The sequence below is a fragment of the Streptomyces sp. NPDC110618 genome (genome assembly GCF_055657065.1).
In genome coordinates, this window is the sequence record NZ_JBVKBN010000019.1 from 14,420 (window position 1) to 27,705 (window position 13,286).

The 13,286-nt window shown below is 70.6% G+C and carries 15 protein-coding genes; 8 read left to right on the forward strand and 7 right to left on the reverse strand.

Translation table 11 applies throughout. The annotated features are described in order from the left end of the window. Nucleotides 1-55: 55 nt before the first annotated feature. The 4 genes from ACZ7L7_RS27970 (at nt 56) to ACZ7L7_RS27985 (ending at nt 4,294) form a co-directional block, all read left to right on the forward strand. Nucleotides 56-1,351 (forward strand): extracellular solute-binding protein, encoded by a 1,296-nt coding sequence (locus tag ACZ7L7_RS27970; RefSeq protein ID WP_471592806.1) that lies wholly within the window; start codon nt 56-58, stop codon nt 1,349-1,351. A 6-nt stretch (nt 1,352-1,357) separates the two neighbouring features. Then, entirely contained in the window at nt 1,358-2,356 is a 999-nt protein-coding gene (locus ACZ7L7_RS27975) for a carbohydrate ABC transporter permease (protein ID WP_093724246.1), read from the forward strand. A 68-nt stretch (nt 2,357-2,424) separates the two neighbouring features. After that, nucleotides 2,425-3,189 (forward strand): carbohydrate ABC transporter permease, encoded by a 765-nt coding sequence (locus tag ACZ7L7_RS27980; protein WP_453608103.1) that lies wholly within the window; start codon nt 2,425-2,427, stop codon nt 3,187-3,189. Nucleotides 3,190-3,244: 55 nt separating this feature from the next. After that, nucleotides 3,245-4,294 (forward strand): endo-1,4-beta-xylanase, encoded by a 1,050-nt coding sequence (locus ACZ7L7_RS27985; RefSeq protein ID WP_472077573.1) that lies wholly within the window; start codon nt 3,245-3,247, stop codon nt 4,292-4,294. Here ACZ7L7_RS27985 and ACZ7L7_RS27990 read toward each other — a convergent pair. The 3 genes from ACZ7L7_RS27990 to ACZ7L7_RS28000 all read right to left on the reverse strand — a co-directional run bounded on the left by ACZ7L7_RS27990 (nt 4,287) and on the right by ACZ7L7_RS28000 (nt 6,666). Next, nucleotides 4,287-5,315: a LacI family DNA-binding transcriptional regulator gene (locus ACZ7L7_RS27990; RefSeq protein ID WP_472077574.1), complete on the reverse strand. Its 1,029-nt coding sequence runs from the start codon at nt 5,313-5,315 to the stop codon at nt 4,287-4,289. The genes ACZ7L7_RS27985 and ACZ7L7_RS27990 overlap by 8 nt on opposite strands. Nucleotides 5,316-5,525: 210 nt before the next feature. Continuing rightward, nucleotides 5,526-5,732 (reverse strand): DUF5999 family protein, encoded by a 207-nt coding sequence (locus ACZ7L7_RS27995; RefSeq protein ID WP_041820347.1) that lies wholly within the window; start codon nt 5,730-5,732, stop codon nt 5,526-5,528. Nucleotides 5,733-6,081: 349 nt separating this feature from the next. Next, nucleotides 6,082-6,666 (reverse strand): hypothetical protein, encoded by a 585-nt coding sequence (locus ACZ7L7_RS28000; protein WP_285515074.1) that lies wholly within the window; start codon nt 6,664-6,666, stop codon nt 6,082-6,084. Nucleotides 6,667-7,221: 555 nt separating this feature from the next. On the opposite strand from ACZ7L7_RS28000, the gene ACZ7L7_RS28005 reads away from it, so the two are divergent. Continuing rightward, a complete protein-coding gene (locus ACZ7L7_RS28005; RefSeq protein ID WP_285515073.1) occupies nt 7,222-8,739 on the forward strand; it encodes a glutamate-cysteine ligase family protein in 1,518 nt (505 codons plus the stop codon). A 111-nt stretch (nt 8,740-8,850) separates the two neighbouring features. After that, complete coding sequence (locus ACZ7L7_RS28010; RefSeq protein ID WP_285515092.1) at nt 8,851-9,651, forward strand: CPBP family intramembrane glutamic endopeptidase; 801 nt, start codon at nt 8,851-8,853, stop codon at nt 9,649-9,651. A gap of 10 nt (nt 9,652-9,661) precedes the next feature. On the opposite strand, the gene ACZ7L7_RS28015 is transcribed toward ACZ7L7_RS28010, so the two are convergent. Together ACZ7L7_RS28015 and ACZ7L7_RS28020 are read right to left on the reverse strand one after the other, a co-directional pair. Then, nucleotides 9,662-10,489: a PhzF family phenazine biosynthesis protein gene (locus ACZ7L7_RS28015; protein ID WP_285515072.1), complete on the reverse strand. Its 828-nt coding sequence runs from the start codon at nt 10,487-10,489 to the stop codon at nt 9,662-9,664. 68 nt (nt 10,490-10,557) lie between these two features. Beyond that, nucleotides 10,558-10,959: a hypothetical protein gene (locus ACZ7L7_RS28020; RefSeq protein ID WP_453603935.1), complete on the reverse strand. Its 402-nt coding sequence runs from the start codon at nt 10,957-10,959 to the stop codon at nt 10,558-10,560. 101 nt (nt 10,960-11,060) lie between these two features. Here ACZ7L7_RS28020 and ACZ7L7_RS28025 point away from each other — a divergent pair, with 101 nt between their 5' ends. Then, nucleotides 11,061-11,693 carry a PadR family transcriptional regulator gene (locus ACZ7L7_RS28025; protein ID WP_285515070.1) on the forward strand — a complete coding sequence of 211 codons (633 nt, stop codon included), beginning with the start codon at nt 11,061-11,063 and terminating at the stop codon, nt 11,691-11,693. 52 nt (nt 11,694-11,745) lie between these two features. Here the strand turns inward: ACZ7L7_RS28025 and ACZ7L7_RS28030 are convergent, their stop codons facing one another. Both ACZ7L7_RS28030 and ACZ7L7_RS28035 read right to left on the reverse strand, forming a co-directional pair. Next, nucleotides 11,746-12,174, reverse strand: coding sequence for a type II toxin-antitoxin system Rv0910 family toxin (locus ACZ7L7_RS28030; RefSeq protein ID WP_285515069.1), 429 nt, complete (start codon nt 12,172-12,174; stop codon nt 11,746-11,748). A 113-nt stretch (nt 12,175-12,287) separates the two neighbouring features. Further along, nucleotides 12,288-12,476 (reverse strand): hypothetical protein, encoded by a 189-nt coding sequence (locus ACZ7L7_RS28035; protein WP_285515068.1) that lies wholly within the window; start codon nt 12,474-12,476, stop codon nt 12,288-12,290. Nucleotides 12,477-12,674: 198 nt separating this feature from the next. On the opposite strand from ACZ7L7_RS28035, the gene ACZ7L7_RS28040 reads away from it, so the two are divergent. After that, nucleotides 12,675-13,220 carry a Clp protease N-terminal domain-containing protein gene (locus tag ACZ7L7_RS28040; RefSeq protein WP_471431898.1) on the forward strand — a complete coding sequence of 182 codons (546 nt, stop codon included), beginning with the start codon at nt 12,675-12,677 and terminating at the stop codon, nt 13,218-13,220. Nucleotides 13,221-13,286: the final 66 nt, after the last annotated feature.

The window sequence follows — 13,286 nt, forward strand, 5'->3', positions numbered from 1 at the left end:
TTTCTGTCGTGAGACCGAAACTTTCGAAGGGCAATATGTCGAAAAGGAGCGCATGATGGGCGACCCGGCACTCTCCCGCCGCAGATTCCTGGCGGTCTCCGCCGCCGCGGGTCTGAGCATGACGGCACTCAGCGGCTGCGGCGGCGACTCGGACGGGGGGTCGTCCGACGGTACGACCACCATCGAGTGGTGGAACATCTCCACGACCCAGCCCACCAAGGACGTGTGGGCCGCCCTCGCCAAGAAGTTCGAGGCGCAGAACCCCAAGGTCAAGGTCAAGATCGTCCAGCTGGAGAACGACGCCTACAAGTCGAAGATGACGGCGCTGACCGCGTCCGGGAAGCTCCCGGACATCTTCCACACCTGGGGCGGCGGCGTGCTCAAGCAGCAGGTCGAGGCGGGACTGGTCGAGGACCTCACCGACCGCACCAAGGGCTGGGGCGACAAGCTCGTCCCGGTCTCGAAGGAGCCGTACCTCATAGACGACAAGGTCTACGGCATACCGTTCGACATCGGCATGATCGGCTTCTGGTACAACAAGGCGCTGTTCAAGAAGGCGGGTATCAGCGAGCCCCCGGCCACCTGGAGCGCCTTCCTGGACGCGGTCGACAAGCTCAAGTCCGCCGGTGTCACCCCGCTCGCCCTCGCGGGCAAGGAGGCGTGGACCGGTATGTACTACTGGGCCTACCTCGCGATGCGCACCGCGGGTGTCGACGCCCTGGAGAAGGCAAACCAGGACAAGGACTTCACCTCCCCCGGCCTGGTCCAGGCCGGTGAACACCTCAAGGAACTGGTCGAGTTGAAGCCGTTCCAGAAGGGCTTCCTCGGCGCCTCCTACTCCGGGCCCACCGGCCAGGCGGCCACCGTCGGCAACGGCAAGGCGGCCATGGAGCTGATGGGCCAGTGGGCGCCCATCGTCCAGGCCGACGCGGGCAAGGGGCTCGGGGACGACCTCGGCTTCTTCCCGTTCCCCGCGGTCGAGGGCGGACAGGGCGCGATCACCGAGGTGTTCGGCGGAGGCGGCGGCCACGCGCTGCGCGCCGGCGCCCCGCAGGCGGCGGTGGACTTCCTGAAGTTCTTCGCCTCCGAGGCGACCGACGTGGAGCTGGTCAAGAAGACCGGCGTCCTGCCCGTCGTCCCGGCCGCCGAGCGTGCCATCACCGACCCCAACGTCAAGGCCGTACAGCAGCAGTTGACGGCCGCCACCGGCTTCCAGCTCTACCTGGACCAGGCGTACGCGCCGGCCCTCGGTCAGGAGGTCAACGAGAGCGTCGCCGGTCTGATCGCCGGATCCAAGTCCCCGGAGCAGGTCACCGACTCGATCACCCAGGTCGCGAAGGAAGAGCAGTAACAACCGATGACGTCCACCTTCCTTCCGGAGAAACGGACCGGTCCCGACACGGACCTGCCGCCCCCGGCCGCCGACGCGGCCCGGGGGCGGGCCCGCCGGCGCGCCATGAACTGGCTGACCGCGGTCTCCTTCCAGGTACCCGCCCTCGTACTGTTCGGTGTCCTGGTCCTGCTGCCCATCATGTTCGCCCTGTACGCCGCCTTCTTCCGCTGGGGCGGCTTCGGGATGCCCGAGGACTACATCGGCGTCGAGAACTTCACCCGGCTCTTCGACGACCCGGTCTTCATCGGCGACCTGTGGCGCTGTCTGCTGCTGGTGCTGCTCTCGCTGGCGCTGCAGCTGCCGTTCGCGCTCGCCATGGCCGTCGCGCTCAACCAGAAGGTGCGCGGCCGGGCCGTCTACCGGATGCTCTTCTTCGCGCCGTACGTGCTGTCCGAGGCCATCACCGGTGTGCTGTTCGCGATGATCTTCGCGCCCGGCGAAGGGCTCGCCGACCATGTCCTCGACGGCATCGGCCTGGAGGGCCTGGGCGGTGAGTGGTTCGCCGACCCGGACATGGTGATGGCCACCCTGTTCCTGGTCATGACCTGGAAGTACTTCGGCTTCCACATGATGCTCTACCTGGCCGGACTCCAGTCCATCCCCAAGGAGTTGCACGAGGCCGCCCTCATCGACGGTGCCGGTCCCTGGCAGCGGTTCCGCAACGTCACCCTGCCGCTGCTCGCGCCCACCCTGCGCATCAGCGTCTTCCTGTCCGTCATCGGCGCCATCCAGCTCTTCGACCTCGTCTGGGTGGTCACCGCCGGTGGCCCCGACCACCACTCCGAAACCATGGCCGTGACCATGTTCCAGTTCGGCTTCAAGCGCTACCAGGTCGGCTATGCCAGCGCCATCAGCGTGGTCATGTTCGGCATCAGCCTCGTGTTCGCCCTCGCCTACCAGCGGTTCGTGCTCCGCCGGGACCTGGAGGGCGCGACCACGACCATGCGGGGAGGCAAGCAGTGACCGTCCAGCGCAAGACCCGGGGCCGCACCCTGCCCCTGCACCTCCTGCTGATCGGGGTCGGCGCCCTGATGGGCATCCCCCTGCTCTACGCGGTCATCTCCGGCTTCAAGTCCACCGACCAGCTCTCCCGCAACCCGATCGGGCTGCCCGACCCGTGGGTGACCGGGAACTACACCGACATCCTCGCCTCCGGCGACTTCTGGCGGATGGTCGGCAACAGCACGCTCATCGCGGTCGCCACCACGGTCCTCGTGGTCGCCGCCTCGGCGCTCGCCGCGTTCTCCTTCGCGCGGTTCGCCTTCCGGGGCCGCGAAGTGCTGTTCACCCTGTTCACGATGGGGCTGATGTTCCCCTTCGCGGTGGCGGCGCTGCCGCTGTTCCTGCTGCTGCGCTCGATGGACCTGCTGGACAACCCCCTCGGCGTGATCCTGCCCCAGGCCGCGTTCGGCCTGCCGATGACCATCATCATCCTGCGCGGCTTCTTCCGGCAGATCCCCGGCGAACTGGAGGAGGCTGCCACCCTCGACGGCTGCGGACCGCTGGGCTTCTTCTGGCGGGTGCTGCTGCCCATGGCACGGCCCGCGCTCGGCACCGTCTCCGTGCTCGCGGTGGTCACCAGCTGGAATAACTTCTTCCTGCCGCTGCTCGTCTTCAACGAGCCCACCTGGTGGACCATCCCGATCGGCGTGCAGCAGTTCCAGGGCCAGTACTCGCAGGACGTGGCCCGGGTCTTCGCCTATCTCGTGCTCGCCATGGTCCCCGCCCTGGCCTTCTACTCCGTCGCCGAGCGCCAGCTCGTCGGCGGCCTCACCGCCGGCGCCACCAAGGGATGACAGCGCCCGCGACCGTACGGCTCACCCACACCCCTGTTCCGTGAGGAGTCGCACCATGCCCAAGAACCGTCTCAGACTCGTCGGCGCCCTGACCGCCGTCCTCGTCGCCGTCACCGCCCCGTCCGCCCAGGGCCTTGCCGACCACCGCCCCCACAAACCGCAGACCCTCGCCGACCTCGCCCAGCGGCACGGCCGCTACTTCGGCAGCGCCACCGACAACCCCGAGCTGGTGGACGAGCCGTACACGAAGATCCTCGGCACCGAGTTCGACCAGATCACCCCCGGCAACGGCATGAAGTGGTACGCCACCGAACCCGAGCAGGGCGTCTTCGACTTCTCCCAGGGCGACGAGATCGTCGACCTCGCCCGCGCCCACCACCAGAAGGTGCGCGGCCACACCCTGGTCTGGCACAGCCAGCTGCCCGACTGGCTGACCGGCCGCGAGTGGACGGCGCCCGAGCTGCGGGCCGTGCTGAAGAAGCACATCCAGACCGAGGTACGGCACTACCGCGGCAAGGTGTTCGCCTGGGACGTCGTCAACGAGGCCTTCAACGAGGACGGTACGTACCGGGAGACCGTCTTCTACAAGACCCTCGGCCCCGGTTACATCGCCGACGCCCTGCGCTGGGCCCACGAGGCCGACCCGCGCGTCAAGCTCTACCTCAACGACTACAACATCGAGTCCGTCGGCCCGAAGAGCGACGCCTACTACAACCTCGCCAGGCAACTGCGGGCGCAGGGCGTCCCGTTGCACGGCATCGGCCTCCAGGCGCACCTGGCGCTCCAGTACGGCTATCCGGCCACGCTGGAGGACAACCTGCGCCGCTTCGCCCGGCTCGGCCTGGACACCGCGCTCACCGAGGTCGACATCCGCATGTACGTGCCTGCCGACGAGGAGAAGCTGGCCACGCAGGCCCAGTGGTACGCGGACCTGACGAAGGCGTGCCTGGCGGTCCGCCGGTGCGTCGGCATCACCATCTGGGACTACACCGACAAGTACTCCTGGATCCCGGCCTTCTTCGACGGCGAGGGCGCGGCCCTGCCGTGGGACGAGGAGCTGCGGCCCAAGCCCGCCTACTACGCGATCCGGAAGGCGCTCAGCTGATCCTGCGCGCGGACGGTGGTGCGGTGCTGGACCGCACCACCAGTTCCGTGTCCAGCTCCACCCGGGGGGAGTCCGGCTGCTCGCCCCCGGCCAGCCGCAGCACGGTGCGCACCGCCAGCTTGCCCATGTCGGCGAGCGGTTGGCGCACCGTGGTCAGCGGCGGCGCCGACCAGCGGACCTCCGGCAGATCGTCGAAGCCGACCACGCTGATGTCCTCCGGCACTCTCAGGCCCCGGCGGCGCAGTGCCTCGATCGCGCCGAGCGCCATCTGGTCGCTCGCCGCGAACACCGCGGTCGGCGGCTCGGGCAGGTCCAGCAGCGCCGTACAGCCCGTACAGCCGGACTCGGGGCGGAAGTCGCCCTGGACGACCAGGGATGCGTCCACGGCGAGCCCGGCGCCCTCCAGGGCCGCGCGGTAGCCGTCGAAGCGGGCGCGGGAGCACAGCAGTCGCGGCGGGCCCGCGATCAGGCCGATCCGGCGGTGGCCGAGGGTCAGCAGATGCCCGGTGGCGGCGAGCCCGCCCGACCAGTTGGCGGCGCCGATGGTGGGCACGTCCGGCACGGGGGAGCCCGCCGGGTCGACCACCACCAGCGGCACCCCGAGGGCCCGCAACTCCTCGTGCAGCACCGGCTCCAGGGCCGAGGTGACCAGCACGACGCCGTCGGAGGCGCGGGCGCGCAGATTGCGCATCCACTCCCGGGCGTCGCCCGAGCGGCCGTGGATCGCCGACACCACCGTGCCGACCCCGGCCGCGTGCGCGACCTCCTCCACCCCGCGGATGATCTCCACCGCCCACGGGCTGTCGAGGTCATTGAAGACCAGGTCGACGAGGGTGGCGGGGGCCGCCGAGACCCGCTTGCGGTAGCCGTGCGCGCGCAGCAGGTCCTCCACCCGGGCGCGGGTGCGCGGGGAGACGTCGGACCGGCCGTTGACGACCCGGGACACGGTGGGCACCGAGACCCCGGCCCGCCGGGCGATCTCCGTGATGGTGACCCGGCCCTCGGTGTGCTCCCGCGCCAACTGCCCACCTCCGTCGACCTGTTGTCGAAACTTCCAGAAGTCTTCCGGAAAACCGGGGCCCGTGGAAGGGAGAACTGGGTCGGGACCGCAGCACACACGCGGGGCTACGGTCAGTGATCGCCCCCGGACACGCGTCGGGGCCGGTGCGCAGAACATGTCTGCGGCCGGCCCCCAAGGTCTCCGGACGGTTTCGTGGCCGTCCGGCCGCGTTCAGGCCGCGGTCATCACCTGGTCGGCACCCAGCGGGCGGTGCGGGGCGATGATCTGGCCGTCGGGCAGGAGCTCACCGGTGTCCTCGAAGAGCAGAACGCCGTTGCAGAGCAGGCTCCAGCCCTGTTCCGGGTGGTGCGCCACGAGGCGCGCCGACTCCCGGTCGGCGGAGTCTGCGGAAGGACACGGTGGCTGGTGCTGGCACATGGGTGGGATCTTTCGCTCTGTGGTGTTCATGGCCGCCCCCGTTGCGACAAGTGGTTCGAACCCAGTGTTGCCCCACGGGCGTGAATCCGCAGGGATTTCGGTGCACCGCTTCTCACAGGTTGATGACGCGCCGCTCGCGCGGATGGTTCACCTCGACCGCACTGTCCTTTTAGGTGGTTCGCAATGGCCGGAGCGGACTAGTCCATGCAGGTCAGAGGCTCTGTAGAGCGATTCCCCGCTCGTACGAGCGCACCGCCGCCGCATGCGCGCGGTACCTCGCCGCCGCACACGCGCCGTACCCCGCGACCGGCGTTCCGGTGGCGGGGCACGGGGGGAGTGCGGCGGCGGGTCAGGCGGGTGAGCCGAGCAGCGGCGCCGGGGTCACGCGATGGGTGAGGACCGGGAGCAGATCGGCGGCCCGGTGCGGCCGGTGGGCCGCGATACCGGGCGGTGCGGGCGCCAGCGGCACCAGGAGGTCGGTGGGCTCCGGGTGGCCGACGGTGGCGTCGGCGGCGGGGTCGCCGTGCAGCCACAGGGTCAGCATGTACAGGCCGGGTACGGACAGCAGCCGGGGCTGGTAGGGCTGGGTCATGGTCTCGGCCTGGCGCAGAGCCTGCTCGGTGGAGGTGATGTAGGGGCCCTCGAAGAAGTGCGAGAAGGCCCATCCGTCGGGCGTGAGCCGGGTCTCCGCGGCGGCCACGGCCCGGTCCGAGCAGCGGATCAGGAAGCGCCACCCGGCGAGCCGGGTGGTGGTCGGGCCGCCCGCGGTGATGCCGTCCAGGACGTGCACGGGCAACGGCAGTTCCGGGGTGGCGGGCCCCTGGGCGGCGCGCAGGGACGGCGTTCGGGCCTCGCGGACCGCGGTGGGGGACCCCAGTGCGGCGAGGACGGAGCGGAGCGCGGGCGCGGGAGCCGGGGGGACATGCAGCGGCATGGTGGGTCGCCTCTCATTCAAAAGGCACGGTGGCGCGAGGGCGGGGCGGACGGCGCTGTCAGCTCGCGAGGGGGCGGGGAGGCGGGGCCGTGGTCCGGGTGCGTGGGTGTGCGTGAGGGCCCGCCGTACCTCGATCCCTACGGCAGGTCCCTCCGACCGGGCGCCAACTCTCCGCCTACTACGCGGAGTTTATACGACAAGTGTTCAGTGAGTGTTTCATCTAGCCGTTTCCGGTGCACTCGGCAAGGGTGCATTCGGACGGCGATCCGCGGTAATCATCCCGATTCGGAGAGGGACGCTCCTCGGTGACCTCGAAGAATGCATGAGAAGCGGTAGGCTAATTCTCGTCGGCGTTTTTCACGAGTTCGCCGCGCCACCCGGAACCGCACCGTGACTCATGCCCGGAGAATGTGCCACCGGTCACGTCCGACAGGCTAGCGGCCCACCGGCCCGTCCGGGGACGTTATCGATCGCTTCGGCTGGGCATCATCCAACCTGACCCGGGACACCGGCGGCCGGATCCTCGGCCCGCCCATTCGAGGAAGGGACGCTTCGATGGGGGAGAAGGTCGTGGCAGGTCGGTTCGATCTGTCCGACCGCCAGCACTACCGCGACAAGCTCCGGAAGTGTCTGGCGGGCCTGGAGCGGCTTCTGGCGGAGAAGCGGTTCGATCGCCCTAAGAACCTCATGGGACTTGAGATCGAATTGAATCTCGCTGGAACCGACGGCATGCCGAGAATGTTGAATGCGCAGGTTCTTGAGCGGATCGCGAGCCGCGATTTTCAAACAGAACTCGCCATGTTCAACCTGGAGATCAACATAGCCCCACACCGGCTCGGCGGGCCGGTATTCGACCAGCTCGCGGAGGAACTCCGCACCTCGCTGGCATATGCCCACCGAAAAGCCGGTGAGCTGTCCGCCGGAATCGTGATGATCGGCATTCTGCCGACCCTCGACCGGGACGACCTGGTCTCCTCCAACCTGTCCGCGGTGGACCGCTACACGCTGCTCAACGACCAGATCGTGGCCGCGCGCGGCGAGGACTTCGTGCTCGACATCGAGGGCGTGGAACACCTCAACTGCACCTCCAAGTCCATAGCGCCCGAGGCCGCCTGCACCTCCGTCCAACTGCACCTCCAGGTCACCCCGGGCCGCTTCGCCGCCGTATGGAACGCCGCGCAGGCCGTCGCTGCCGCGCAGGTCGCGGTCGGCGCCAACTCGCCGTTCCTGTTCGGCCGCGAGCTGTGGAGCGAGTCCCGGCCCCCGCTGTTCCAGCAGTCCACCGACACCCGACCGCCCGAGCTCCAGGCCCAGGGAGTACGCCCGCGCACCTGGTTCGGGGAACGCTGGATCACCTCCGCCTACGACCTGTTCGAGGAGAACCTGCGCTACTTCCCCGCCCTCCTGCCCATCTGCGACGACGAGGACCCCCTGCGGGTGCTCGACGAGGGCGGCGTCCCCTCACTGGCCGAGCTGGTCCTGCACAACGGCACCGTCTACCGCTGGAACCGCCCCGTCTACGGCATCGCCGACGGCGTACCGCACCTGCGGGTCGAGAACCGCGTCCTGCCCGCCGGACCCACGGTCACCGACGTGATCGCCAACGCGGCCTTCTACTACGGCGTCATCCGCGCCCTCGCCGAGGAACCGCGCCCGGTGTGGACCCGGCTGCCGTTCGAAGCGGCCGCCGCCAACTTCGACGCCGCGTGCCGACACGGCATCGACGCCCGCCTGAAGTGGCCCCGGCGCGGCCGGTACGGCGGTGTCACGGAGGTCGACGCGGCCGTCCTGGTCCGCGACGAGCTGCTGCCGCTCGCGGAGGCCGGGCTGAACGCCTGGGGCGTGGCCCCCGCCGACCGGGACCTGTACCTCGGGGTCATCGAGGAGCGCTGCCGGCGCCGCGCCAACGGCGCCTCCTGGCAGTCCGCAACCTTCCACCGGGCCCTGGAGCAGGGCCTGCCCCGGGACGCCGCCCTGGCCGCCACGACCAAGCGCTACTGCCAGCTCATGCATGTGGGCGAGCCCGTGCACAGCTGGCCGGTGGGGCTGCCGGAGGCGGTGCCGCTGGCCTGAGGGGCGCACGGTCGGGGCCCGAGGGCGCCTGGCCGGGGGGCGCCGCACTCCGTCCCATACTGGTCGGGCAAGCTGTGACGTCGTATGACGGTGGTGCCCCTGGGAGGCAGAGTGCAGGCGGAGGCGGGCCCGGTGGCGGGTTCATTCCCGGAGCAAGGGCCCTCGCGGCGGATCCTGCGGGACGAGACGCTGCTGGTACTGGCGCTCTCCCTCGGGGCGAGCGGGGTCTCCGCGCTGATCAGCTTCATCGGCTCGGTCACCAAACCGGGCGGGCTGAAGGACCAGGCGGCCACCCTCAACGCATCCGCGGCGCCGGGACGGCCCTGGCTCGACCTCGCCTGGCAGCTCTTCGGGATCTCCACGTCCCTGGTGCCGGTGCTGCTCGTCGCGCACTTCCTGATCCGCGAGGGCAGCGGGCTGCGCGACCTCGGCTTCGACCGCACCCGGCCCTGGCCGGACCTGGGCCGCGGTGCCGCCATCGCCGCGGTGATCGGCAGCAGCGGCATCGCCTTCTACCTCGCCGCCCGAGGCCTCGGCTTCAACCTCACCGTGGTGCCGGAGGCGCTGCCGGAGGTGTGGTGGAAGTACCCGGTGCTCATCCTGTCGGCGCTGCAGAACGCGATCCTCGAAGAGGTCATCGTGGTCGGCTATCTGCTGCGCCGCCTCCAGCAGTTGGGCTGGTCGCCGGGGAGCGCCCTGATGGCCAGCTCCGTGCTGCGCGGCTCGTACCACCTCTACCAGGGCATCGGCGGCTTCATCGGCAACATGGTGATGGGCGTCGTCTTCGTCCTCCTCTACCGCCGCTGGGGCCGCGTCGGACCCCTGGTCGTGGCGCACTCGCTGCTCGACATCGGGGCGTTCGTGGGGTACGCGCTGCTGGCGGGGAAGGTGGACTGGCTGCCCACGGCCTGAGCCCTGCCGGTCAGCGGTCCGAGGGGGCTCCGGCCAGCAGCTCTCCGTCGATCACCGTCACCGCGCGGCCGCCGAGCAGGGTGCGGTCGGCCCGGATCTCCGTGCGTACCAGGCCGGAGCGCGGGGAGGCCTGGAGGCCGGTGAGGACCGGGCGGCCGAGGCGGTCGGACCAGAACGGGGCCAGGGCGGTGTGGGCGCTGCCGGTGACCGGGTCCTCGTCGATGCCCACGTTCGGGAAGAAGCAGCGGGAGACGAAGTCGTAGCCCCGCGCGGGGTCCTCCGCACGAGCGGTGGCGATGATGCCCCGCGCGGAGAAGGCGCCCAGCGCCCGGTGGTCGGGGGTCAGGGCGCGGACGGTCTTTTCGTCGGCGAGCTCCACGAGCAGGTCGCCCACGTTCGGACCGGTGTCGAAGGCGCACAGCGGCCGGGCGCCCAGGGCGCCGGCGACCCCGTCCGGGACCTCGGCCGCCGTGAGCGGGGCGGTCGGGAAGTCCAGGGTGAAGGAGCCGTCCTCGCGGGGCGTCGTGATCAGTACGCCGCTGCGGGTGGCGAACCGCACCGGGCCCTCGTGCACCCCGGTCGAGTGCAGCACATGGGCCGTGGCGAGCGTGGCGTGCCCGCACATCGCGACCTCCGCGGCGGGCGTGAACCAGCGCAGCGCCCAGTCCGCCTCCGGGTCGTCCGACAGCGGGTGGGCGAACGCCGTCTCGGCGTGGTTGACCTCCATGGCGACCTTCTGCAGCCAGTCGTCGGCGGGGAAGGAGTCGAGGAGCAGGACCCCGGCGGGGTTCCCGGAGAAGGGGCGGTCGGTGAAGGTGTCGACGATTCGGATGCGCATGATCCGACCGTAGGGGGCCACTGAAGCCGCCCGCCAAGGCCAATCCGGGGGTGCTGGACCGATTTCCGTCAGCCGCCGTCGGCGGCACTTCCGGTGGCCGCCGCCTCCAGCAGGGGCCAGCCGTCGAGCTCCACCGCCCACCGCTGCTCCGGTTGCCATCCCCGGGCCAGCGCCGCGTCGAGCAGGACGCGGACGGCGCCCGGCTCGTGCAGGTTCAGGTGGGCGCCCTGGGTGAGGCCCACGTCCCCGGATCCCAGGGGTGCCCCGCCCGGGACGTACCGGCCGGGGCCGTCGGCGAAGACGATGCGCAGGGGGCCGCCGGTGCCGGACGGCTGCGGGGTCAGGGTGAGGATCTGGCGGCAGCCGACAGGTCGGCCCTCCTCGTCCCTTCGGTGGCTGTGGCGCGTCGTCCACAGGTAGACGCGTCCGTCGGCGACCAGTCGGCGGGGGTTCTTGGCACGGCGAGGCACCCGGCCGAGACTACGCGGCGGGGCAGGGGCTTGTCGTAAGAGAGTTTCCGATATATCGTTGACGCATCGCGACAGATCAACGATGGAATGGAGTGATCGTGATGCATGCCCATGGATACGAGCGTGGATGCGGTGGTGCCGGTCGTCGCGGCCGTGGTGGTTTCGAGGGGCTGCGGGCCGCCTTCGGGCCGTTCGGGCCGGGTGGTCCCGGTTTCGGTGGGCCGCCCGGCTTCGGCGGTGGGCCCGGACCTGGACCTTGGGGGCCCAGGGGGCGGGGTGGACCCCGGGGGAGGGCGCGGCGCGGTGATGTGCGGGCCTCGATCCTGGCCCTGCTCAAGGAACGGCCCATGCACGGCTACGAGATGATCCAGGAGATCGCCGAGCGCAGCGGCGGCGCGTGGAAGCCCAGCCCCGGCTCGGTGTACCCGACCCTCCAGTTGCTGGAGGACGAGGGGCTGATCGTCAGTGAGAGCGAGGGCGGCAAGAAGCTGTTCTCCCTCACCGAGGCCGGCCGCAGCGCCGCCGACGAGGGGTCCGAGGCGCCCTGGGAGGAGGCCTCCCGCGGGGTCGACTGGGAGGCCGTGAACGACATTCGGCAGGCCGGGTTCGGGCTGATGGAGGCCTTCGGGCAGGTCTGGAAGACCGGCAGCAAGGAACAGCGCGAGAAGGCGATCACGGTGATCAACGAAGCGCGCAAGAAGCTGTACCTGATCCTCGCTGACGAGGACGACTGACGGCCTTCCCGCCGCAGTTGAGGGCGCCCCCGCGCGGGGGCGCCCTCACGCGTCACGTCACCAGCCCCGCCAGCTTGCGCAGCGACTCGTTCAGCGCCGCCGTCCCCGAGTCCTTCAGGCGGCCCGCCATCAATGACACCGCGGCGCCGGTGAACTCGCCGTCGATACGGACGGTCGTCGCGTCCCCGTCCGGCACCAGGGTGTAGCGGGTGGCCACGCTCACCGCCATCGGTCCCTTGCCGCGCAGGCCCAGGACCCGGGACGGTTCGAGCTGCTCGATCGTCCACTCGACCTCGGCCGGGAAGCCCATCAGCTTCATGTTCTCCTGGAAGGTCCCGCCCACTTCGAGCGCCGTCGGACCGCCGCCCGGGAAGCTGGTGTGGGTCGCGTTCCACTCGCCGTACGCGGGCCAGTCGACGAGTTGCGCCCACACCTTGTCGGCCGGTGCCCCGATCCGTGCCTCCGCGCTGATCTCGGCCATGCGACCACCCCTTCGACTCGGGCTACGGTGTCGCGGAACGTAGCCGCAGGGCCCGGAACATTCAATACTGATGAACCGTCAGGAAGTGTGGAGGCCGTGGGCCATGGCGGGTTTCAGCCGACGAGGCGTATGAGAGCCGCGTCGAACACGTCCCACGCGCGCGGGTGGGCACTCTCGTCGTGGCAGTGCCAGGCGTCCCAGAACAGGTCGGCGGGCAGCGCGTCCTCCGGGGCGTAGACCCGGTAGACGTACTGTCTGCCGTCGACGGCCGGCAGCGCGACCAGCCAGCACCTGCTCTCCATGCACCAGTTGGACGTGCGGGAAGGCGCCATGGTTGCGCCCCGGGCGCGAGGCAAGGCGGCGCGCGCCGGTAGGGGTGGTCCGGGCGTGATGTCATCCCCAAGGAGGAGATTCCGGCTGCCCGAGTCCACTCTGTGTGGGACGCCGAAATGCATCGCACCGCGGATGACCCCGAGTGCCGGGGCTGATGGGGTGAGGATGTGCAACCCCGCTTCCCCCGCCGGCCGGACACCCACCAGGCCGGAGGGCTCACGGACGACGATGCCCGGCTCAGCGCCGAACTGGCAGCGGTGATCGCCGCCGCCCGCCGCCGCGCGGTGCGCGACGGCGACCGCCAGGCCGACACCGCCCATCTGCTGCACTCCCTGCTGGAGCACGACCCCGAGGTGCGGTCCGTGTTCGACGGCGGGCCCCGGATCGCCCGGCTGCTCGGCTATCTCGTCCAGCGCAGCATCGGCTACGGCCTGCGCTGGCAGGGCAGCGTCGAGGACTCCGGGTCCGTCCCCGTGGTGAGCGAGGCCGACGGGTTCTCACCGCTGGCCGCGGGCGCGCTGGAGTACGCCTGCGCCCGCGCCGCGAGCCGCGGCGGCGAACCCGCGCGCGGTGTCGACCTGCTCGCCGCGATCTGCGTCGACAAGGACGCGCGGGCCGTCGAGGTGCTCGACCGCGCCGGGGTCGACGCGCGCGAACTCTACGCCCGGATCGAGAGCCGCCCCGAGAACTACGCCCACGACGGCGGCTGCTGAGCGGGCCGTGACCGTCCGCACATTGAGACAGGTGTCATTGGGGGTGACGCTCATGTCAACGCCTGT

What these genes read in the sequence shown, in the direction of transcription:
- ACZ7L7_RS27975 (WP_093724246.1), top strand. Translation starts at nt 1,358, where the DNA reads ATGACGTCCACCTTCCTTCCGGAGAAACGGACCGGTCCCGACACGGAC.
- ACZ7L7_RS28015 (WP_285515072.1), bottom strand. Translation starts at nt 10,489, where the DNA reads ATGCGCATCCGAATCGTCGACACCTTCACCGACCGCCCCTTCTCCGGG.
- ACZ7L7_RS28025 (WP_285515070.1), top strand. Translation starts at nt 11,061, where the DNA reads ATGCATGCCCATGGATACGAGCGTGGATGCGGTGGTGCCGGTCGTCGC.
- ACZ7L7_RS28000 (WP_285515074.1), bottom strand. Translation starts at nt 6,666, where the DNA reads ATGCCGCTGCATGTCCCCCCGGCTCCCGCGCCCGCGCTCCGCTCCGTC.
- ACZ7L7_RS28030 (WP_285515069.1), bottom strand. Translation starts at nt 12,174, where the DNA reads ATGGCCGAGATCAGCGCGGAGGCACGGATCGGGGCACCGGCCGACAAG.
- ACZ7L7_RS28035 (WP_285515068.1), bottom strand. Translation starts at nt 12,476, where the DNA reads ATGGAGAGCAGGTGCTGGCTGGTCGCGCTGCCGGCCGTCGACGGCAGA.
- ACZ7L7_RS27970 (WP_471592806.1), top strand. Translation starts at nt 56, where the DNA reads ATGGGCGACCCGGCACTCTCCCGCCGCAGATTCCTGGCGGTCTCCGCC.
- ACZ7L7_RS27995 (WP_041820347.1), bottom strand. Translation starts at nt 5,732, where the DNA reads ATGTGCCAGCACCAGCCACCGTGTCCTTCCGCAGACTCCGCCGACCGG.
- ACZ7L7_RS28005 (WP_285515073.1), top strand. Translation starts at nt 7,222, where the DNA reads ATGGGGGAGAAGGTCGTGGCAGGTCGGTTCGATCTGTCCGACCGCCAG.
- ACZ7L7_RS27980 (WP_453608103.1), top strand. Translation starts at nt 2,425, where the DNA reads ATGGGCATCCCCCTGCTCTACGCGGTCATCTCCGGCTTCAAGTCCACC.
- ACZ7L7_RS27985 (WP_472077573.1), top strand. Translation starts at nt 3,245, where the DNA reads ATGCCCAAGAACCGTCTCAGACTCGTCGGCGCCCTGACCGCCGTCCTC.